The sequence below is a fragment of the Nonomuraea sp. 10N515B genome (genome assembly GCF_052245915.1).
GTDB lineage: Bacteria > Actinomycetota > Actinomycetes > Streptosporangiales > Streptosporangiaceae > Nonomuraea.
In genome coordinates, this window is sequence record NZ_JBQQBQ010000006.1 from 317,704 (window position 1) to 338,676 (window position 20,973).

A 20,973-nucleotide genomic window follows, 5' to 3' on the forward strand; every position below is an offset into this window, starting at 1 on the left:
ACCGTAGGCCGGGGTCACTGACAGGTAATGTCAGCGAATATGCGGGCTTCTCGCCTTGTTTCGATCCTGCTGCTCCTGCAGACGCGCGGCCGGCTGACCGCGCGGGAGCTGGCCGACCGGCTCGAGGTCTCGGTACGCACCATCTACCGCGACGTCGAGTCCCTCCACGCGGCCGGCATCCCCTTGTACGGCGACGCCGGGCCGCAGGGCGGCTACCAACTGCTCGACGGCTACCGCACCAGGCTCACCGGCCTGACCACGGACGAGGCGGAGTCGTTGTTCCTGGCCGGGCTGCCGGGTCCCGCGGCCGAGCTGGGGCTGGGCGCGGTGGTGACGGCCGCGCAGCTCAAGCTGATGGCCGCGCTGCCGGTCGAGCTGCGCGATCGGGCCGGGCGCATCCAGGAGCGCTTCCACCTGGACGCGCCCACCTGGTATCGGGACCGGGAGCCGGTCACGTACCTGCCGGCCGTGGCCGACGCCGTCTGGAACGAGCGGCGCATCCAGGTCAGATACCGGCGGTGGAAGGCGCCGCAGGAGGTGGAGCGGCGGCTGGACCCGTACGGGCTGGTGGTCAAGGCGGGGCGGTGGTATCTGGTGGCACGCGCGGGCGAGGACGTGCGCACGTACCGGGTCTCGCAGATCCTCGATCTGCATCCGCTGGAGGAGGGGTTCACGCGGCCGGAGGGCTTCGATCTGGCGGCGTACTGGCAGGAATACCTGGCCGCGTTCGAGGCCGGCCTGCGGTGGGGTGAGGCGGTGGTCCGGCTCTCGCCGCGCGGCCTGGAGCGGCTGGCGAATCTCATGACGCCGGGTGTGGTGGCCGCGGCGCGGGAGAGCGCTGGGCCACCGGACGAGGAAGGCTGGACTCGGGTCACGGTGCCGATCGAGTCGATCGAGCACGCGCTCGGGGAGTTTCTCCGGCTGGGCGTGGACGCCGAGGTGCTGGCCCCCGGCGAGCTGCGTGATCGGCTGGCGGGCGTGGCGAAGGTGCTCGCGGAACGGTACGGGAGCGCCTGAACCCCTTATTTATGGGGATATTTCGCTATAAAGACTCCCCCGCCCCGGAGAGCGCGCCATGGACCTGCGCGACCGTCTGCTGGTCCAGGTCAGCGTCAGGGACGTCTACGACGCGGTGGCGCTGGCCGGGCATCCCGGCTCCGGCCTGGTCTTCACCGGCCAGGCGGGGCACGACGCGGTCCGCATGGTGCGCCGGAGCGGCTACGACGGGCCGCTGCTCGCCGATCGGCGGCGTTACGCGGGGTCGGCGCGGGTACGGGGCACGGCCAGGCTGTCGGCGGACTGGATCGCGGACCAGGTGGAGTCGGGAGCGACGGCCCCGCTCACCGATTCCGGATATATCGGCAAAGGGGACCATGAAGCCCTGCATGCCATCCTCGAGCAGGCCGCCCAATGGGACGGTGTGATCGCCGTGCTTCCCGTCCACGCGCGGTGGGTCGCCGAGGACCGGCCCGTTCTCCTGCGTACGGTCGCCGGCTACGGGACGCCGGTGGCGCTGGTCGTCGAGGACGGGCCGCCGTACCGGCCGCTGCCGTTCCCGCTGCTCTCGGCGGGCGTGCCGGCGCTGGCCGCGCTGGCGCACGGCGCCGAGTGGGCCGCGGTCGGCGTCCGCGAGGTGCTGCGCCACCTCTACCCGGAGCCGCACGAGGCGAGCGGCGGCTGGCGGCGGGGTGGGGCACGCAGCGCGTTCGTGCCGGAGCGGCTGGCGTTCGTGCCGGTCGAGCGGCTCGGCGCGGGCACGTGCGGCTGCTCCACCTGCCACGGCCGCCCGCTGCGCGAGCTGGCGCGGGCCGAGGAGCTCGAGGTCAACACCCACAACGCCAAGGTCCTGCACCGCCTGCACCACCGCCTCCTGCGTGCCACGCAACGGGAGCGGTGGTGGCGGGAGCTCGCGGCGGCGGCGGCGCTCACGGCCTGAGGACGACCGCTCGCCGAAAGTTTCGTACCGTTCACCGCTTGATTCATGCCCTGATGGAGCACAGAAAGGGACACTCACAGGAGCTCAACAGGAACGTTGCCAGTATGAAACTTTCATCGCTTACTCGCAACGTTTCCAAAAGAAGAGAGGAGTCCCATGAAGGTGACAGCCCGCATCGCGGGCGCCGTGATCGCCGCGGTGACACTCGTCATCGCGAGCTTGATCACGGCGCCGCCGGCGGCCTCGGCGCAGCTGACGGAGGTGACCGGTTTCGGTACCAACCCCACCAACTTACGCATGCACCTCTATGTCCCCGACGGAATCCCCGCCCGCCCAGCACTGCTGGTGGCCGTCCACTACTGCACGGGCTCCGGCCCGGCCTTCTACTCGGGCACCGAGTTCGCCGCGCTGGCCGACCAGCACAAGTTCATCGTGATCTACCCGTCGGCGACCAGAAGCGGCTCCTGCTACGACGTCTCCTCGCCGCAGGCACTGCGGCACGACGGCGGCAGCGACCCGGTGGGCATCGTCTCCATGGTCAGGTACGTCCAGCAGCGCTACAACACCGACCCGGAGCGCACCTATGCCACGGGCGCGTCCTCCGGCGGCATGATGACGAACGTGCTGCTGGGCGCCTATCCCGACGTGTTCAAGGCAGGCGTATCGTTCATGGGCGTGCCCTTCGGCTGCTTCGCCACCACGGACGGGTCGAGCTGGAACAGCCAGTGCGCCAACGGCCAGCGCATCATGACCCCGCAGCAGTGGGGCGACCTGGTACGCGCCGCGTACCCCGGCTACAGCGGCCCCCGTCCCCGCATGCAGGTGTGGCACGGCACCGAGGACTCCACGCTGCGTTATCCGAACTTCCAGGAGCAGATCAAGCAGTGGACCAACGTCCACGGCCTGAGCCAGACTCCGAGCCTCACCGACCAGCCCCAGTCCGGCTGGACGCGGACCAGGTACGGAGGCACCGGCACGATCGTCCCGGTCGAGGGCATCAGCCTTCAGGGCGTCGGGCACAACCTGCCGATGGGCGGGATGGCCGCCGCCGCGATCGCGTTCCTCGGGCTGAACACCGGGGGCGGCGGCCCGTCGCAGTCACCGAGTCCGCAGCCGCCGGGGGCGTGCCAGGTCACGTACACGATGAACACGTGGAACACCGGCTTCACGGCCGCCGTCACGATCACCAACACGAGCACCACGCACCTGTCCTCCTGGTCCCTGGGCTTCACGCTGCCTGCCGGCCAGACGGTCACCTCCGTGTGGAACGCGACGCTCTCTCCCAACTCCGGCCAGGTCACGGCCAGGAACGTCGGCTACAACGGCACCCTCGCAGCGGGCGCCTCCACGCAGTTCGGCTTCCAGGCCACACACAACGGCAACACCGCCAAGCCGCCGGCCTTCACGCTCAATGGGGCCGCCTGCACCTGACGATCCCCCTGTCCGCCCGGCGCCGGATCACCCGGCGCCGGGCGCTGGCATTGCGGCGCAACCGCAGGGCCACGTCAGGCCGCCTTGAGCGCGCCGCTGAGCCGCTTGTCCACAGGACAATTCCCACCCTCGCCCGGCATCCACAGAATGCGATTCGCCCCCATCACGACCCCGGCCGGCCCGGCATCCTCGTTGCCACATCGACCAGCACGTACGACGCCCACCACCACACCCTCCCGTCGAGAGGAAGCACGAGATGCCCGGAGGCCCGCCCACGCTCGGGTTCAGCCTGATCATCTACGCCATGGTCGGCCTGGTCACCCTGATCGCTTTCAAGCTGCGAAGGAGGCGCAGGTGAAGACCCTCACGGTCATCGTCCCGGCCCACAACGAGGAGGACGGGCTCCCCGCGACCCTGCGATCCATAGCCGCCCAGACCGTCCCGCCCGAGAAGGTCATCGTCATCGACGACGGCTCGACCGACCGCACGAGCGAGGTGGCCGCCGCCCACGGCGCAACGGTCCTTCGCCCGCCCCGCAACCTGGGAAGCAAGGCCAAGGCCCAGAACCACGCGCTCCCTCACTGCGACACCGACCTCGTCCTGGCCGTGGACGCCGACACGGTGCTCGCCCCCGACTACATCGAGCGCATCAAGCCCGCCTTCGACGACCCGGAGGTGGGCGTGGCCGCGGGAAATGTGCAGACCCGATTCGCCCGCACCCCCTGGGAGCGCGGCAGATCCACCGAATACCTCTTCGGCTTCCACTGGCACCGCCCGATCCAGCAACTGGCCAACAGCCCCATGGTCTGCTCGGGCTGCTGCTCGGTGTTCAGGCGCAGCACCCTCGCGGCATTCGGCGGCTTCCCCGAGCGGACCATCGTAGAGGACATGGACTTCACCTGGAGCCAGCAACTGGAGGGCCGCAAGGCGGTTTACGTCTCCGACGCCATGGCCTGGGCCGCCGACCCGGAAACCCTCACCTACCTCCGCAAGCAAGTGTGGCGCTGGATGGCGGGCTTCATGCAGAACGTCCGCCTGCACCTCCCCCGCCTCCTCACCCGCAAGCCCATGCTGGCGACCTGGATCGTGATCGCGCTCCTGGAGATCCTCCTCGCCCCGCTGTGGTGGGCCACCCCGCTGATCCTCACCCTGGCCCTGCACGAGCCGGTGGCCCGCACGATGACGTGGTGGGCGGGCAGTGAGCTGCTCCTCACCACTCCCACCCTCCTCTACGCCGCCGGCCGCCGCCGCCTCCCCCTCCACCAGGTCCTGTTCAACCTGCCGTTCGTCTACCTGAACAAGGCCGTCAACCTCTACTACGCCTGGAAAGCCATGGCGGTCGAGCTGATCATGGTCCCCCTGCGCTTGTCCCCCGGCCTCCTCACGTACGAGAAAGGCCGCTGACCAGACCCGCCTCCACAGCCTTTGTCGAGTTTCGTAAATTCGTTGTTATCTAGGTTTCGAGTGCGTTTCGTCCCCTAGACGGCGCATTTGCCCGTCCATAGGGTGCTATCCACGACGGGAAAGTCACCTACCGTACATCCGTCGTAACCCCCGATCAGCAATGGCGCTCGAGCGGCCACTCCCGAGCGTGCGTGCGGGAGACCGCGGGCGCGTGGCATAGGGAGCACTGTGCGAAGGTTCGTCACCTCTCTGTTCGGCCAGGTCCTCATCGCCGCCGTCATCGGCGCGGCGGTAGGCCTGCTCTTCCCGGCCTTCGCTGCCGAGCTCAAACCCCTCAGCGACGGCTTCATCACCTTGATCAAGATGGTCATCACACCGCTGGTGTTCTGCGTGGTCGTCGCGGGCATCGCGGGAGCGGGCGAGCTCAAGCGAGTCGGCCGGGTCGGCCTCAAGACGATCATCTACTTCGAGGTCATCACCACCATCGCGCTGATACTCGGCCTGGTGCTCGCCCTGGTCTTCCAGCCGGGCGCGGGCATGAGCGTCGACCCGGCCTCCCTCGACGCCTCCAAGCTCGCGACCCAACAGGACAACGCCGCCAAACTCGCCGAAGGCGGCCCGGTCGGCTTCATCCTGGGGCTCATCCCCTCCTCGGTGGTGGGCGCTTTCGCCGAGGGCAACGTGCTGCAGGTGCTGCTGTTCGCCGTGTTGTTCGGCTGCGGCCTGCTGCTGGTCGGGGAGAAGGCGCGCCCGGTCGGCCAGTTCATCGAGGCGACCACGGAGGTGCTGTTCAAGGTCGTCTCGCTGATCGTGCGGCTCGCCCCGCTGGGCGTGCTCGGCGCGGTGGCGGTCACCGCGGGCAACTCGGGTGGCGACGCCCTGGTCCGGCTGGGCTGGCTCGTCGTGCTCTTCTATGCCGCAGTCGTGATCTTCGTCGTGGTGATTCTCGGTTTCGTGGCCAGGCTGGCCGGGTTCAACATCTTCAAGCTGATCGGATACCTCCGCGAGGAGGTCCTGGTCGTTCTGGGCACGGCCTCGTCCGACAGCGTGCTCCCGCAGGTCATGCGGAAGCTGGAGCACATGGGGATCAAGAAGTCCACGGTCGGCCTCGTCATCCCGACCGGCTACTCCTTCAACCTGGACGCCTTCTCGATCTACCTCACCCTCGCCGCCGTCTTCATCGGGCAGGCCACCGGCGTGCCGCTGTCCATCGGCGATCTGCTGGTGGTGCTGCTCGTGGCCCTGGTCACCTCCAAGGGCGCACATGGCATCCCCGGCTCGGCCATCGTGGTGCTCGCCGCCACGCTCGCCTCGATTCCGACGATCCCGGTCGCGGGCCTGGTCCTGGTGCTGTCGGTGGACTGGTTCATGGGCATGGCCCGTGCGGCCGGCAACCTGCTCGGCAACTCGGTGGCCACTGTGGTCATCGCCGCCTGGGAGGGCGACATCGACAAGGACCGTGCCGCGAAGGTCCTGGACGGCCAGGAGGTCGCTCTGGCAAGCACGGAGGAGGAGCCGGCGACCGTGCCGGCCTAGGACCGCCCGCCCGCGTTCGGGCCTGACATCGCCGCACCGTATGTGCGCCGCGCGCCTGTTCTGCCAGGTGCGCGGCGTCCATCGCCGACGGGTCGACGGCACGCGGGCCGTCGTTGTGCCTCTGCGAACTGCCAAGACCCCTGCGCCGGGACCGGCGACGCCTACCGGGTCGGCACCGCCCGCAACCGAACCCGGCTCAACTAGGCACTCTTCACCCATATAAAGATCAAAGGCGGCCGGATCGGCGATGGCGCCTTCCGACCGCCCTTTGACGATCTGTTCCGCATGTTTGAAATACGGAACGTGGGTGGAGCTATGGGGATTCGAACCCCAGACCTCCTCCATGCCATGGAGGCGCGCTACCAACTGCGCTATAGCCCCTGGTCACCGCTACGAGTCCACCCGTTGCGGCGCTCCGAGAGCATATAGCCATCCGCGCCGATTCGCCTAATCGCGCCCGCCCGTCCGTGCTCTGGCCAGGCCGTGCGGGAGACGACGGAGGCCGCCGTCGATGGACTGCTCCGAGATCCGCCGCCGTACGGCCCCCGAGCCGCACGGGGACGTTATGCTTCGGCGTCCGGCCGGTCGTCGCTGTGGACCGGCTCCGGCAGGGTCCCGGCGTTGTGCTCGAGCAGCCGCCAGCCCTTGCGCCCTTCCTGCAGCACGGACCAGGAGCAGTTGCCCAGCCCACCGAGCGCCGGCCACAGCTCCTCGGGCAGCCCGAGCAGCTCGCAGATGCCGAGCCGGAGCGCGGCGCCATGCGAGGCCACGACCAGCAGCCCGTCGTCGTCGAGCCGGCCTGCCCACCGGCGCATGGCCGCCCCCACGCGTGCGGCGACGTCCGTGACCGGCTCGCCGTCCGGGGCTTCCCAGGCGGCGTACTCCACGGGCCAGCGGGCGGCGATCTCCTCACGCGTCAGCCCTTCCCACTGGCCGCCGCCGCGTTCGCGGAAGTCCTTGTCGACCGCCACGTCGAGCCCGACGACACGCCCGAGCGCCAGCGCGGTGTCGTTGGCCCGTTGCAGGTCTGAGGAGACGATGAGCGTGGGCCGCAGCGAGGCCAGCAGCGACGCGGCCCGGGCGGCCTGCGCGACGCCGGTCTCGTCGAGCGGGATGTCGGAGTGTCCTTGGAACCGCTGCTCAACGTTCCACAACGTCTGCCCATGTCGCAGGCATACAATGCGCTTGCTCATGCAGCTTCCTCGCCAAAGGGCGCGAAATCGGCATGAGCATGGCTCCTGCGTCTGATGGTTGCCTCGCTCCGGTCACTCACGCGCGCGCCCGCTGGAGGTTGGCCTGCATGACGCTCTCCGGCAGCGAGATGGCCGGGCAGTCCTTCCACAGGCGCTCGAGCGCGTAGAACGTGCGGTCCTCTTCATGCTGGACGTGCACGACGATGTCGATGTAGTCGAGCAGCACCCAGCGGCCCTCGCGCTCGCCCTCGCGGCGCACGGGCTTGGCGTCGGCCTCGGTGCGCAGCCGATCCTCGATCTCGTCGACGATGGCGCGGACCTGGCGGTCGTTGGTGGCGGAGCAGAGCAGGAAGGCGTCGGTGATGACGAGCTGTTCGCTCACGTCATAGGCGAGGATGTCATCGGCCAGCTTGTCGGCCGCCGCCTCCGCGGCGATGCGCACGAGCTGGACGGATCTGTCAGATGCGGTCACGATGCGGGTCTGTCCTCCTGTGTCGGCAGCATGCCCTTATGTTGAGGGTACCCTTCCGGCCCGAAACCCCTCACGTACCGGCACAGATCCGTTCACCCCTGGCCGTGATACAGCCCCCGCTTGTTGATGTACTGGACGATTCCGTCCGGCACCAGGTACCAAATCGGCTCCCCCTTGGCCACCCGCTGCCGGCACTCCGACGAGGAGATGGCCAGGGCGGGAATCTCCAGCAACGTGACCTTTCCCGCAGGCAGCCCGGGATCGTGCAGGGTGTGGCCCGGACGCGTGCAGCCGACGAAGTGGGCCAGCTCGAACAGCTCGTCGGCGTTCTGCCAGCCGAGAATGGCCTCGAGCGCGTCGGCGCCGGTGATGAAGTAGAGCTCGACCTGCGGGCCATAGATTTCGGCAATATCGCGCAAAGTGTCGATGGTGTACGTCGGTCCCGGCCGGTCCACATCCACCCTGCTCACGGAGAACCGGGGATTCGACGCGGTCGCGATCACCGTCATCAGATAGCGGTCCTCAGCGGCGGACACCTCGCGCTCCGACTTCTGGTACGGGCGACCGGTCGGCACGAAAACGACCTCGTCCAACTCGAAGTGGTGAGCGACCTCGCTGGCCGCGACAAGGTGCCCGTGATGGATGGGATCGAACGTCCCGCCCATCACTCCTACTCGCCTAATCCCCTGCACACCAGGCGCATTCATCATGAAACGGACCTTACGCGGACACCTTCCGACAACATGATGGCACCCCCCTTGACGATGGCCGCGCATCACTTCCGTTGCGGACGTAGCATGCCGGGCATGACGACCACCCCGGACCGCAACCGCGTCCAACTGCCCGGCATCTCGTCTCGAGCCTACGAACACCCCGCAGACCGGTCCGCGCTGGTCGCTCTGCGTAAGTTGAGTGGGTTCGACACGGTTCTCAAGCAGATGTCCGGCCTCGTAAGCGAGCGCCGCCTGCGCCTGATGTATCTGGCTTCGGCCGTGCGCGTGAGCGAAACACAGTTCCGCTCGGTCTATGACATGGGCCGCGACGCCGCGTACATCCTGGATCTGCATCGGATCCCCGAGGTCTACGTCCAGCAGGACCCGCAGGTCCAGGCCAAGGCCATCGGCTTCGACGACCCGTTCATCGTCGTGACCACCGGTCTGCTCAACCTCATGAACGAGGAGGAGCAGCGCTTCGTCATCGGCCACGAGACCTCGCACATCCTGTCGGGGCACGCGGTCTACCGGACGATGCTCGACATCCTCACCATGCTCGCCGCCCGCGTCGCGTGGATCCCGCTCGGCTACATCGGCCTGCGGGCGATCGTCGCGGGCCTGGAGGAGTGGTACCGCAAGTCGGAGCTGTCCTCCGACCGCGGCGGCCTGCTCGTCGGCCAGGACCCGGAAGCGGGCAAGAGGGCGCTGATGAAGCTCGCCGGCGGCGACTACACCCACGAGATGAACATCGAGGCCTTCCTGGAGCAATACCAGGAGTACGACACCGCGGGCGACCTTCGCGACGGCTTCCTCAAGGTGCTCAACCTGCTCGGCACCACCCACCCGTTCGCGGTGGTGCGCGTGGCCGAGCTGGACAAGTGGCAGCGCAGCGGCGAGTACGACCGGATCATCGGCGGCGACTACCCGCGCCGCGAGGATGACCCCAACGCACGAGTGACCGACGAGATCAAGGCGGCGGCCGAGTCCTACCGCGCATCCTGGTCACAGTCGCAGGACCCGTTCATCGGCGTGCTGCGCGACGTGGCCGAGGGCGCCGTCAACGCGGGCGAGCGCATCTTCAACCGCTTCTCGCGCCGCGACGGCGGCCAGGGCTAGCCCGATCGCCGTACGCGGCCGATCCCGCTTGATCGGCCGCGTCCGACCCGCCGCCCGATCGCCGGGCGGCGGGCCGAACCAGCACACGCATCGGCTAACGGCGCAGGTCAGAGCAGCAGGTCAGAGCAGCAGGGCGAGCGCCCGCACGGCGGCCGCGCACAGGGCGACAAACCCGCCGAGCACGGCCAGCGCGCGCAGCCCCTCTCTGCGGAGATCAGGCAGCCGGCCACCGATCCGCTCGATCTCGCGCCCGGTGATGCCGCCGCACAGCATCCCGAACACCACGCCCGCCACCGTCACGGGAGCGGGCTGCTGCCACCAGTCGGTGTCGATCTGACCGCCTCCGGTCACCCAGAGCGCCCCACCCGACGCCACCGCGACGGGCACGCCCGGCCACACCACGGCGGTCGCCGCCGCCCCCGCAAGGGCCAGCGGGAACAGCAGCACGCGCAGCGCGACCCGCGTACGCGGCGAGCTGCGGTTTCTGATCAGCCAGTGGCTCATCCACAACGTCCTGGTCAGCACCACGAACACGGTCGTGATCGCGATGGAGGCGATCGGCCAGATCACCGAGGTCACCACGCACGGCACGGCCAGCACCGCGAGCAGCAGCAGGGCGCCGTTGCCCGCGGGCAGCGTGGTGTGGGACTCCGTCGTGCGTTTGCTCTGCGGCTTGGCCCTGCTCCGGACGGCCGCCGCGGCGCTCTGGCGCGGCGTGGTCATCTTGGCGCGCGGGCCCGTGTTCTTGCCGTCGGCGCTCCCCCGGCTCCGCGGTGCGGGCACCTTCCCGTCCGCGCTCGTCCGGGCGCGCGCCACGGTCCCGTCCATCCGGCTTCGCGCCACGGCCCCGTCCGCCGCCGTGCCCGTCCTGGGCGAGCGCTGGCGGGCCGCGGCTTCGTCCGCGCCCGTGCGGCCGCGTACGGCTGCCCCGTCCTGGCCGGCGCGGCCGCGTGCCGCCGCTCCCTTGCCGTCCGTGCCGGTACGGCCGGCGTCGGCGGCCGGGCGACGGCGCGGCGCGGGCACCTTCCCGTCCGCGCCCGTGTTGTTGGGCCTGCCGCGGGCGGACTTGGCGGCCGCCTCGTCGGTGGTGCGGCCGCGCGCCGGCGTCGACCTGCCTGCTTCCTCGACCGCCTCGGGGGCCGCGGGCGGCTCGGGCTCCGTGGCGCTGGTGGCCTTGGCCAGCCGGGAGAGCCGGTCGGCCAGCAGCGCCGCCGTGGGCCGCTTGCCCGGCTCCCGGTTGAGTGCGGCCCGTACCAGCGGCAACAACGCGACGGGCACGCCCTTGAGGTCGGCCTGCCCGTTCAGCACCGCGTACATTTGCGCCTCAGCCGTGCCCCGCCCGAACGTCGGCCGCCCCGTGGCCGCGAACGCCACCGTCGCCGCCCACGCGTGCACGTCGGCCGGCGAGTCGACGTTCTCGTCGGCGAAGATCTCCGGAGCCGTGTAGCCGGGCGTGCCGAGGAACGTGCCCGTCATGGTCAGCCGGGTCGCGTCGAGCACCTGCGCGATCCCGAAGTCGATCAGCACGGGCCCTTCGGTGCCCATGATGATGTTGCCCGGCTTGAGGTCGCGGTGCACGACCCCGGCCGCGTGGATGATCGCGAGCGCCGCGGCGATGCCCTGCGCCATGTCAACGAGGTCGGAGACGTCGAGGGGTCCGCTCTGGCGTACCTGCTCCAGCAGCGTGGCGCCCTCGATGTGCTCCATGACCAGGTAAGGTCGCGCGCAGTTGAGATCGGCGTCCAGCACCTTGGCCACGTAAGGGCTCTCGACCCTGCGCAGCGCGCGGACCTCACGCTCGAGCCTGACGCGCGAGGTCTCGTCCTCTGCCAGATCGTGCAGGACCTTGAGCGCGACGCGCTCGCCCCGGCGGGTGGTCGCGAGGTAGACCTCGCCCATCCCGCCCCGGCCGAGCCGCTCGACCAGGGTATACGGCCCGACCTTGCCGAGCTTGCTCACCGTCCCTCCCCGCCGGGCGCGCCCATAAGGGACACAACCCTAGCGCCGGGATACGAGTTGCCGCTCGAGGCACGCCGATGGTTTATCGACGTGTGTGGTCGGAGAGCATGGCGTCGAGCCCGGCCGTGGGCTCCTCCGACAGCCGCCTGCGGCCTTTCCTGCGCCAGTTGACGTGGCCGCGGCTCTCCAGCCAGAGCATGAGCCGGTCGGCGCCGAACAACACCGCGGCCGAGAAGACGAGGGCGACGACAATGTCCATGTCTCCCAGTCAAGCCGCGGCGAGGGGCGCCGGTCAGGCCGACACGCCGGTCAGCAAGGCATCACCGTGCCTTCTGACGTGCGCATATGCCCATCACCGGTGTAGACCCACTTGGTGGACGTCAGCTCGGGCAGCCCCATCGGGCCGCGCGCGTGCAGCTTCTGCGTAGAAATGCCGATCTCGGCCCCGAATCCGAATTCGCCCCCGTCGGTGAACCTGGTCGAGGCGTTGACCGCCACGGCCGCCGAGTCCACCAGCGCCACGAACCTGCGGGCGGCCTGCTGCGAGCGGGTGACGATGGCGTCGGTGTGCCCGGAGCCGTAGCGCCTGATGTGCGCCACCGCCTCCTCCAGCGAGCCGACGACGGCGGCGGCGATGTCGAGCGAGAGGTATTCGGTGGAGAAGTCGTCCTCGGTGACGGGCACGACGCCGGAGCCGTGGCGGGCGATCCGCTCGTCACCGTGCACGGTCACGCCTGCCTCGGCGAGCGCCTCAAGCGCCTTGGGCACGAACGTGTCCGCGACGCCCTCGTGCACCAGGAACGTCTCGGCCGCGTTGCACACCGACGGCCGCTGCGCCTTGGCGTTGACCAGGATCTGCACGGCCAGGTCCACGTCGGCCTCGGCGTCGACGTAGACGTGGCAGTTGCCGACGCCCGTCTCGATCACCGGCACCGTCGACTCCTCGACCACCGAGTTGATCAGTGACGCGCCACCGCGCGGGATCAGCACGTCGACCAGGCCGCGAGCCCGCATCAGCTCCTTGACGGAGTCCCGGGTCTGTCCGGGCACCAACTGGACGGCCCCGGCAGGCACCTCGGTGCCCTCCAGCGCGTCCTGCATGACTCGGACCAGCGCCGTGTTGGAGGAGTAGGCGCTGGAGGAGCCCCTGAGCAGGACCGCGTTGCCGCTCTTGAGGCAGAGCGCGGCGGCGTCGACCGTGACGTTGGGACGGCCCTCGTAGATGATGCCGATGACGCCCAGCGGCACCCTGAGCTGGCGCAGCTCCAGCCCGTTGGGCAGCGTGGAGCCGCGGACGACCTCGCCGACCGGGTCGGGCAAGTCGGCCACCTCGCGCACGGCGTCGGCGATCTTGGCGATCCGGGCCTCGTCGAGCCGCAACCGGTCGATCATCGCCTCGGACGTGCCCTGCGCCCTGGCCTGCTCGACGTCCTTGGCGTTGGCCTCGACGATCTCGGCCGCGTGCGCGACCAGGGCGTCGGCCACGGCACGCAGCGCCCGGTCCTTCGGCGCCCGCGGCAACGGGGCCAGCTCGGCGGCGGCCTCTCGTGCCGCCTGGGCGACCCTCAGGAACTCTGTGCTCATGGCTACGCTCCGCTGTCCAGGACCTCTATGGGTTAGTTGTGGGCTTCCAGTATGACGATGTCGTCGCGGTGGATGAGCTCGCGTTCGTATTCCGGGCCGAGGGCGCTCGCCAACTCTCTCGTGGAGCGCCCGAGCAGCCCGGGAATCTCGGCGGCGTCGAAGTTGACCAGGCCGCGGGCCACCACGAGCCCCTGAGGCCCGCACAGGTCCACCGGATCGCCCGCGGCGAAGTCGCCTTCCACGGACGTCACCCCGGCCGGCAGCAGCGACTTGCGGCGCGTCACGATGGCCTCGACCGCCCCCTGGTCGAGGTGGAGCAGGCCGCGCCCGGTGGCGGCGTGCGCGAGCCAGAGCAGGCGCGTGCCAGGATGGCGACCCCCGGGGTGGAAATAGGTGCCGACGTCGGCCCCGCTCAGCGCCTGGGCCGCGTGAGCGGCCGCGGTGAGCACCACAGGGACACCGGCCCCGGTCGCGATCCTGGCGGCCTGCACCTTGGTCACCATGCCGCCGGTGCCGACGCTCGCGCCGTTTTTGCCCAGCTCGACGCCGACCAGGTCCTCAGGGCCGCGGATCTCGGCCAGCCGGCGGGCACCGCCTCGGCTGGGCGGGCCGTCGTAGAGCGCGTCCACGTCCGACAGCAGCACCAGCGCATCCGCCCTGATCAGGTGCGACACCAGCGCCGCCAGCCGGTCGTTGTCGCCGAAGCGGATCTCATCGGTGGCTACGGTGTCGTTTTCATTGACGATGGGCACGATGCCCAGCTCCAGCAGCCGGGTCAGGGTGCGCTGGGCGTTGACGTGGTGCGCGCGCCGCATCATGTCGTCGGCGGTCAGCAGGACCTGGCCGACGCGCAGGCCGTACCGGGCGAAGGAGGAGGTGTAGCGGGCCACCAGCACGCCCTGGCCGACCGAGGCGGCCGCCTGCTGGGTGGCGAGGTCACGCGGTCGCGCGCTCAGCCCGAGCGGGCCGAGGCCCGCCGCGATCGCCCCGGAGGAGACCAGGACGAGCTGCGTCCCGGCGCGGCGCCTCGCCGCCAGCACGTCCACCAAGGCGTCCACACGATCGACGTCGATCGTTCCCTGGGGGGTGGTGAGCGAGGAGGAGCCGACCTTGACAACGACCTTCGACGCCGAGCTGATCTGTTCCCGCACGTCTCGAAGCCTATCTGAGCCACGGTTCCGGACATTACTGCATTGACTGAATCACTTCATTGGATGTAGTCATTGACTCATGAGCGAACGGACCTATGTCGTCACAGGCGCCGCCTCGGGCATCGGCGCGGCCACTGCCGACCATTTGGCGGCCACCGGAGCGCGGGCGATCCGCTGTGACGTGCGCGACGCCGAAGTGATCGCCGACCTGGCCGTCGCGGAGGGGCGCGAGAGGCTCACCTCGCAGGTCAGGGCCGCATCGGGCGGAAGGATCGACGGCGTGGTCGCCGTCGCGGGTGTCGGCTTGCCATCCCCGCTCACCGTACGGCTCAACTTCTTCGGCACCCTTGCCACCTTGGAGGGTCTGCGCCCGCTCCTGACCGAGTCCGACCGGCCCCGCGCGGTCGCGGTGTCCTCGCTGAGCGCGATCGTGGCCGCGGACGAGAGCATCGTCGAAGCCTGCCTGGCCCTGGACGAGGAGGCCGCGGCTACCGCCGCCACCGCGGTCGTGGAGGCAGGGCAGGGCCGCATCGTTTACCCGTCCAGCAAGCGCGCACTCAACCAGTGGCTCCGGAGCGCCGCCGTCGGCCCTGACTGGGCGGGGGCGGGCATCCCGCTGAACGCGGTGGCGCCGGGTGTGGTGGACACGGAGACGGCCCGCAGAACGCTCCTGGCCGACCCGGCCACGACCGAGCTCGTGGCCGCCGCGATGCCTCAGCCCTTGGGCTTCCCCGGTCCGGTCTCGGCCATCGCGTCCCTGCTGGCGTGGACGGTGAGCGCGGACAACTCCTTCATGACCGGCCAGATTCTGTACGCCGACGGCGGCGCCGAGGCCGCCCTCCGCTCGTAGACCGCTCCCACCCCCGCACCCATCTGACGACGCCATAGGGCGCCCTCTCGGCGCCGTTCCACGTGCCCGGCTGCTCCCCGCACCCCGCGGGGCCCACCCACAGGCGCAACTGCTCGGCACCCGGTGGAAACCCAGGCGGCCCGCCGGAGCCGACTGTGCAGGCCCGCAGCCCTCCCAGGTCAGCCGGAGCGGCCGGAGCGGCGGGAGCTGGCTGTGGAGGCCCGCAGCCCTCCCAGGTCCTACCCGAGCCGGTTGTCGGAGCCGCGCGGCCCTTGGCGGACCGACTCGGCGCGCAGCGTGGGCTGCCAGTCGAAGACGTACCCGCCCTCCATCGGCCCGATGACCACCTCGGCCCCCGCGGTGGCGCCGGCCTTGGCGAGCTGCTCCTCGACCCCGAGCCGTTCCAGCCGGTCGGCGAGGTATCCGACCGCCTCGTCGTTGGTGAAGTCCGTCTGCCTGATCCACCGTTCCGGCTTCTCGCCGGTGATCTGGAACAGGTTCTCGTTGACCCGGCGCACCCGGAACCCGGCGTCGCCGAGCTGCTTGGGCCGGATCACGAGCCGTGTCGGCTCCTCGATCGGCTTGCTGGCCCGGGCGGCCGCGACCCACTCGCCCATCGCGTACGTGAGCTCCCGCAACCCGTCATGGGTGGCCGCCGAGATCGTGAACACCTGCAGCCCCCGCGCCTCGAACTCGGGCGTGACCAGCTCAGCCAGCTCCCGAGCGTCCGGCACGTCGGCCTTGTTGAGCACGACGATCCGCGGCCGGTCCTCGAGCTTGCCGTACGCCCGCAGCTCCGCCTCGATCACCTCGTAATCCGTGATCGGATCGCGCCCAGGCTCCATGGTGGCGCAGTCGATGACGTGGACGAGCATGTCGCACCGCTCGACGTGCCGCAGGAACTCGTGCCCGAGCCCCTTCCCCTGCGACGCCCCGGGAATGAGCCCCGGCACATCCGCCACGGTGAACACGTTGTCCCCTGCCGTCACCACCCCGAGATTGGGGATCAACGTGGTGAACGGATAGTCGGCGATCTTCGGCTTGGCCGCGCTCAGGGCGGCGATCAGCGACGACTTGCCGGCGCTCGGGAACCCGACCAGCGCCACGTCCGCGACGCTCTTCAGCTCCAGCATGACGTCGAGCCCGTCGCCCGGCTCCCCGAGCAGCGCGAACCCGGGCGCCTTCCGCTTCGTGCTGGCCAGGGCGGCGTTACCCAGCCCGCCATGCCCACCCTGGGCGATCACATATCGGGTGCCGGCTCCCACGAGGTCCACCAGCACCTCGCCCGTGCCGGCGTCCTTGACGACGGTGCCGTTGGGGACGGGCAGGACCACGTCCTCCCCGTTGGCACCGTCCCGGTTGGAGCCCTGCCCCTGCTTGCCGTTGTCGGCCTTGCGATGGGGCCGCCGATGGTAGTCGAGCAGGGTTGCGGTGTTGGGATCGACCTCGAGGATCACATCGCCGCCGCGCCCGCCGTTGCCCCCGTCGGGGCCGCCGAGCGGTTTGAACTTCTCCCGGTGGATGGAGGCACACCCGTTCCCCCCGTCACCGGCCTTGATATGCAGGACCACCTGGTCCACAAAGTCCGGCATGCCGCGTTCTCCTCCATCGCCCCACCAGGGGCCTCTCATAGTTCCCACACAACGCAAAAGGGGTGGATCGAAACCGCTCGATCCACCCCAGAAGATCCCCAGGTCGGGAGGAGGAAAAGCTACTCCGCGACGGGAACGATGCTCACGGCCCTGCGGCCGCGCTTGACGCCGAACTGCACGTGACCGGCGGCCAGCGCGAACAGCGTGTCATCGCCACCACGGCCGACGTTGTCACCGGGGTGGAAGTGGGTGCCACGCTGGCGGACGATGATCTCGCCCGCGTTGACCAGCTGGCCACCGAAACGCTTGACGCCCAGGCGCTGCGCGTTGGAGTCACGGCCGTTCCGGGTGGACGACGCGCCCTTCTTGTGTGCCATCTCTCAAACTCCCGATCAGGCCTGGTCGATACCGGTGATCTTCACCTGGGTGTACCGCTGGCGGTGACCCTGGCGCTTCTTGTAACCGGTCTTGTTCTTGTACTTGAGAATGCGGATCTTCGGGCCCTTGGTCTCACCGAGGATCTCGGCGCTGACCGTGAACTTGCCCGCCTCGGTCGTCACGTCGCCATCGTTGACGACGAGCACCGTCGGCAGCGAAACCGAAGAGCCGACCTCGCCGGCGACCTTGTCCACCTCGAGGACGTCACCGACGGAGACCTTCTGCTGCCTGCCGCCGCAACGAACGATCGCGTACACCGCGGAACCCTTCTACTGACTCGCTGTTGTCACGGCCATCCCCCAACGAGGATGGCCGCCGAATGCTGCGCCTTGTCATTCGGTCCTGTCTCGAACCGACGATCCGAGTAGGCGCGCCAACAGGGCACGTCACCTGACGCACCGATTTACCAGGGTACCGGATGAGCGGTCCCCCAGGCGAACCGGACGGATCGTCGGACGTCCGCCGAGGGCTACTCGGCGGACTTAGCTCGGCGGGAGCGTCGCCGCCCCCTGCCAGAAGTCTGACCCGCTTGGTCGTCCTCTGCCGGGACGTCTTCAAGCGCACCGGTCACCGTATCACGGCCTGCGGACTCCTTGGCCGCGGAAACCTTGTCGGAGACCGCCTTCTCCACGGCCATCTTCCCCTGCGTGCCGCGCGGCTCCGGCTTGGACTCCACCGGCTCCGTGGAGACCAGCAGGCCACGCCCGTTGCAGCACTCACACGGCGTCGAGAAGGCCTCCAGGAGCCCCTGACCGACCCGCTTACGCGTCATCTGGACCAGACCCAGGGAGGTCACCTCGGCCACCTGGTGCTTGGTCCTGTCGCGCGCCAGGCACTCCAGGAGCCGCCGCAGCACCAGGTCCCGGTTCGACTCCAGCACCATGTCGATGAAGTCGATCACGATGATGCCGCCGATGTCGCGCAGCCGGAGCTGGCGCACGATCTCCTCGGCCGCCTCCAGGTTGTTCCTGGTGACGGTCTCCTCGAGGTTTCCGCCCTGTCCGGTGAACTTGCCGGTGTTGACGTCGACGACGGTCATCGCCTCGGTACGGTCGATCACCAGCGAGCCGCCGCTCGGCAGCCACACCTTGCGGTCCATTGCCTTGGCGAGCTGCTCGTCGATCCGGTACGACTCGAAGACGTCGCCGTCGCCCTGCTCGCCGTCCCACCTCGACAGCCGCTCGCCCAGGTGCGGCGCGACGTACTTGACGTAGTCGTCGACCGTGTCCCAGGCCTCCTCGCCCTGCACGACCAGCGAGGTGAAGTCCTCGTTGAAGACGTCCCGTACGACCCTGATGGTCAGGTCGGGCTCGGCGGACAGCAGCTCGGGCGGGCTCGCCGACTTGGCCTTCTTCTGGATGTTCTCCCACTGGGCGGACAGCCGGGCCACGTCGCGGGCCAGCTCGTCCTCGGAGGCGCCCTCGGCCGCGGTGCGTACGATCACGCCGGCGTTCTCGGGCATGACCTTCTTCAGGATGCTCTTGAGCCGCGTGCGCTCCTTGTCGGGCAGCTTGCGGCTGATGCCGGTCATCGAGCCGTCGGGCACGTAAACCAGGTAGCGCCCGGGCAGGCTGATCTGCGAGGTGAGCCGCGCGCCCTTGTGCCCGATCGGGTCCTTGGTGACCTGCACGAGCACCGACTGGCCCGACTTCAGCGCCGACTCGATCCGCTTGGGCTGGCCTTCCATTCCGGCGGTGTCGAAGTTGACCTCACCGGCGTACAGGACAGCGTTCCTGCCCTTGCCGATGTCCACGAACGCCGCCTCCATCGACGGCAGCACGTTCTGCACCTTGCCGAGGTAGACGTTGCCCACGTAGGACTGGCTGGCCTCGCGGTTGACGTAGTGCTCGACGAGCACGCCGTCCTCCAGCACCGCGATCTGCGTGCGGTCGCCCTGCCTGCGCACCACCATCATGCGGTCGACGGACTCGCGGCGGGCCAGGAACTCCGACTCCGTGATGATCGGCGGGCGCCTGCGGCCCAGCTCGCGGCCCTCGCGGCGCCGCTGCTTCTTGGCCTCCAGCCTGGTGGAGCCGCGCACGCTCTGCACGCCGTCGGTGGCGGTCTCGAGCGAGGCCGCACGGCCGGATCGCGGCGCGCGGATGCGCACCACCGTGTTCGGCGGGTCGTCGCTGGCCGGCTCAGGGGTCTCGTCGGACCCGCGGCGGCGACGGCGACGACGGCGACGCGACGTGGAGCCCTCCTCGTCCTGGGCCTCCTCGCCCTGCTCCTCGTCGGTCTCCTCCTCGGACTCCTCGCTGTCCTCGGCTTCGTCGCGCTCGCGGGCCTTGCCACGGCCGCGACCGCCACGGCGGCGGCGACGGCGCCTGCCACCGGCCTCTTCCTCCTGCTCATCGGAGGTGTCGACGTCGGTCTCTTCCTCGCTCACGGCCTCCTCGGCCACGTCCTCCGCCTCTGCGGGGCGAGCTTCGGCGGCCTCGGGCTGCGGCTCGGGCCGCCGGACCACGGCGGGCTTGGCCTGGCTGGGGTCGGGCGCCTGGAACAGCGGCGCGAAAATGGCCGCCGGCCGCTGGAACGCGGTGCCGCCCGCCTCGTCCTGTGTGCGGGCCGCGAACCCGAACGGGTCGGCGAGCAGACTCGGCCGCTCGAGCTCCTCGTCGAGGTCCTCGCCTGCGGGCTCATCGTCGAGCGGCTCGTCCTCGGGCAGGATCTCGATGATGTCCTCTTCGCCCTCGACGTCACCGCCGGAAACCACCGCCTGGACGCCGGAAGCGTCCGCCGCGGCGGCCTTCGGGCGCGAAACCGCCGCGCCTTCGGCCTCCGCTGCTTCGGCACCGACCCCGGCGTCACCGCCGGCTGCCGCTCGCGCCGCAGCGCCACGCCCGGCGCGCGTCCTGGTGCGGCCGGTCCGCGGTGCGGCGGCCGCCACGTCACCGGCACCAGCCGTCTCCCCGGCAACCGCCTCGTCGGCGGCGGCGGGAGCCTCGGGCGCCACAGCCTCTTCCGGCTCGGCCTTCTTGCGCGTGGTCCTGCGCCGCTTCACGGGCGCCGCCTCGGCCTCGGCGGGCACAGCACCCTCCGGGAGCGCTTGTGCCTCTTCCGGCTGGTCCTCGGCGGCCTTCTTCGTGGTGCGCCGCCGCGGAGTCGTCGCGGTGGACCGGGTCCTCGTAGCCCTCTTGGGCTTGTCTTCGGCTTCGGCGACGGCCTCGGCCAAGACGCCCTCGACCGGGCTCTCGACTGTGCTCTCTCTTGGGGCCTCGCCGGCCGTGGCGGCAGCAGCCGCCGCGAGAACGTCAGGATCAGGCTCGCCGGCAGCGCGCTGCACGACGGTGCGCTGCACCGGCGCGCCCTCCGCGACCGACGGCGCGGCCTGCGCGGCGGGAAGGGTGACCGGAACGGAAGCCGGCTCCTCGGGCAGCTCGGGCGGCGGACCGGCCGGGCGGCTGGCGGAGCGGCGACGCGCGGTCACCTTGGTCTGTTCAGTTGTTTCCCCGTCAGGGCCAGTGGCCCCGGCGTTGGGCTCGTTGTCGAGCATGCGGGCGCTCTCCCGTCAGCTCCCGGGCGCGTCGCCGCGCCGCGCAGGAGCCCTCGTGTCTCAGTTGTCCGCCAGCGCCTCCGTGTCGGAGGCACCGGCGCC

At 70.2% G+C, this 20,973-nt stretch carries 18 protein-coding genes and 1 tRNA gene; 7 read left to right on the forward strand and 12 right to left on the reverse strand.

Features of this window, described 5'->3' with window-relative positions; genetic code table 11:
- Window positions 1-39 precede the first annotated feature (39 nt).
- The 5 genes from ACTWQA_RS11770 to dctA all read left to right on the forward strand — a co-directional run bounded on the left by ACTWQA_RS11770 (window position 40) and on the right by dctA (window position 6,307).
- Window positions 40-1,017, forward strand: a complete 978-nt coding sequence (locus ACTWQA_RS11770) for a helix-turn-helix transcriptional regulator (RefSeq protein ID WP_443159273.1) — start codon at window positions 40-42, stop codon at window positions 1,015-1,017.
- 58 nt (window positions 1,018-1,075) lie between these two features.
- The gene (locus ACTWQA_RS11775) at window positions 1,076-1,936 is read left to right on the forward strand and encodes a hypothetical protein (protein WP_443159274.1); all 861 of its coding nucleotides are present in this window, start codon (window positions 1,076-1,078) and stop codon (window positions 1,934-1,936) included.
- Window positions 1,937-2,092: 156 nt separating this feature from the next.
- Window positions 2,093-3,367 (forward strand): extracellular catalytic domain type 1 short-chain-length polyhydroxyalkanoate depolymerase, encoded by a 1,275-nt coding sequence (locus ACTWQA_RS11780; protein ID WP_443159275.1) that lies wholly within the window; start codon window positions 2,093-2,095, stop codon window positions 3,365-3,367.
- Between the two features lie 354 nt (window positions 3,368-3,721).
- Window positions 3,722-4,771 (forward strand): glycosyltransferase family 2 protein, encoded by a 1,050-nt coding sequence (locus ACTWQA_RS11785; protein WP_443159276.1) that lies wholly within the window; start codon window positions 3,722-3,724, stop codon window positions 4,769-4,771.
- Between the two features lie 228 nt (window positions 4,772-4,999).
- Window positions 5,000-6,307: a C4-dicarboxylate transporter DctA gene (gene dctA, locus ACTWQA_RS11790; RefSeq protein ID WP_443159277.1), complete on the forward strand. Its 1,308-nt coding sequence runs from the start codon at window positions 5,000-5,002 to the stop codon at window positions 6,305-6,307.
- Window positions 6,308-6,615: 308 nt separating this feature from the next.
- Here dctA and ACTWQA_RS11795 read toward each other — a convergent pair.
- From ACTWQA_RS11795 to nadD, 4 genes are all read right to left on the reverse strand, one after another.
- Window positions 6,616-6,688: transfer RNA gene (locus ACTWQA_RS11795), tRNA-Ala, on the reverse strand.
- A gap of 182 nt (window positions 6,689-6,870) precedes the next feature.
- Complete coding sequence (locus ACTWQA_RS11800; RefSeq protein WP_443159278.1) at window positions 6,871-7,500, reverse strand: histidine phosphatase family protein; 630 nt, start codon at window positions 7,498-7,500, stop codon at window positions 6,871-6,873.
- Between the two features lie 76 nt (window positions 7,501-7,576).
- A complete protein-coding gene (gene rsfS / locus ACTWQA_RS11805) occupies window positions 7,577-7,972 on the reverse strand; it encodes a ribosome silencing factor (RefSeq protein ID WP_305925448.1) in 396 nt (131 codons plus the stop codon).
- A 92-nt stretch (window positions 7,973-8,064) separates the two neighbouring features.
- Window positions 8,065-8,682 carry a nicotinate-nucleotide adenylyltransferase gene (gene nadD, locus ACTWQA_RS11810; protein ID WP_305925447.1) on the reverse strand — a complete coding sequence of 206 codons (618 nt, stop codon included), beginning with the start codon at window positions 8,680-8,682 and terminating at the stop codon, window positions 8,065-8,067.
- Window positions 8,683-8,769: 87 nt separating this feature from the next.
- Between nadD and ACTWQA_RS11815 the strand changes: the two genes are divergently transcribed.
- Window positions 8,770-9,801, forward strand: coding sequence for a M48 family metallopeptidase (locus tag ACTWQA_RS11815; protein WP_371826013.1), 1,032 nt, complete (start codon window positions 8,770-8,772; stop codon window positions 9,799-9,801).
- 120 nt (window positions 9,802-9,921) lie between these two features.
- Here the strand turns inward: ACTWQA_RS11815 and ACTWQA_RS11820 are convergent, their stop codons facing one another.
- The 4 genes from ACTWQA_RS11820 to proB form a co-directional block, all read right to left on the reverse strand.
- The gene (locus ACTWQA_RS11820) at window positions 9,922-11,760 is read right to left on the reverse strand and encodes a protein kinase domain-containing protein (protein ID WP_443159279.1); all 1,839 of its coding nucleotides are present in this window, start codon (window positions 11,758-11,760) and stop codon (window positions 9,922-9,924) included.
- Window positions 11,761-11,842: 82 nt separating this feature from the next.
- The gene (locus ACTWQA_RS11825; RefSeq protein ID WP_305925444.1) at window positions 11,843-12,019 is read right to left on the reverse strand and encodes a hypothetical protein; all 177 of its coding nucleotides are present in this window, start codon (window positions 12,017-12,019) and stop codon (window positions 11,843-11,845) included.
- A gap of 50 nt (window positions 12,020-12,069) precedes the next feature.
- Window positions 12,070-13,344 carry a glutamate-5-semialdehyde dehydrogenase gene (locus ACTWQA_RS11830; protein WP_443159280.1) on the reverse strand — a complete coding sequence of 425 codons (1,275 nt, stop codon included), beginning with the start codon at window positions 13,342-13,344 and terminating at the stop codon, window positions 12,070-12,072.
- A gap of 32 nt (window positions 13,345-13,376) precedes the next feature.
- Window positions 13,377-14,495 carry a glutamate 5-kinase gene (proB, locus tag ACTWQA_RS11835; RefSeq protein WP_443159281.1) on the reverse strand — a complete coding sequence of 373 codons (1,119 nt, stop codon included), beginning with the start codon at window positions 14,493-14,495 and terminating at the stop codon, window positions 13,377-13,379.
- Between the two features lie 79 nt (window positions 14,496-14,574).
- Between proB and ACTWQA_RS11840 the strand changes: the two genes are divergently transcribed.
- The gene (locus ACTWQA_RS11840) at window positions 14,575-15,345 is read left to right on the forward strand and encodes an SDR family oxidoreductase (protein ID WP_443159282.1); all 771 of its coding nucleotides are present in this window, start codon (window positions 14,575-14,577) and stop codon (window positions 15,343-15,345) included.
- A 239-nt stretch (window positions 15,346-15,584) separates the two neighbouring features.
- Here ACTWQA_RS11840 and obgE read toward each other — a convergent pair whose 3' ends face one another.
- The 4 genes from obgE to ACTWQA_RS11860 all read right to left on the reverse strand — a co-directional run bounded on the left by obgE (window position 15,585) and on the right by ACTWQA_RS11860 (window position 20,871).
- Window positions 15,585-16,937 (reverse strand): GTPase ObgE, encoded by a 1,353-nt coding sequence (obgE, locus tag ACTWQA_RS11845; protein WP_443159283.1) that lies wholly within the window; start codon window positions 16,935-16,937, stop codon window positions 15,585-15,587.
- A 119-nt stretch (window positions 16,938-17,056) separates the two neighbouring features.
- On the reverse strand, window positions 17,057-17,314 hold the full coding sequence (gene rpmA, locus ACTWQA_RS11850; RefSeq protein WP_012893687.1) for a 50S ribosomal protein L27: 258 nt from the start codon (window positions 17,312-17,314) through the stop codon (window positions 17,057-17,059).
- Between the two features lie 15 nt (window positions 17,315-17,329).
- Window positions 17,330-17,632, reverse strand: coding sequence for a 50S ribosomal protein L21 (gene rplU / locus ACTWQA_RS11855; protein ID WP_049575732.1), 303 nt, complete (start codon window positions 17,630-17,632; stop codon window positions 17,330-17,332).
- A 212-nt stretch (window positions 17,633-17,844) separates the two neighbouring features.
- Window positions 17,845-20,871, reverse strand: coding sequence for an Rne/Rng family ribonuclease (locus ACTWQA_RS11860; RefSeq protein ID WP_443159284.1), 3,027 nt, complete (start codon window positions 20,869-20,871; stop codon window positions 17,845-17,847).
- Window positions 20,872-20,973 lie beyond the last annotated feature (102 nt).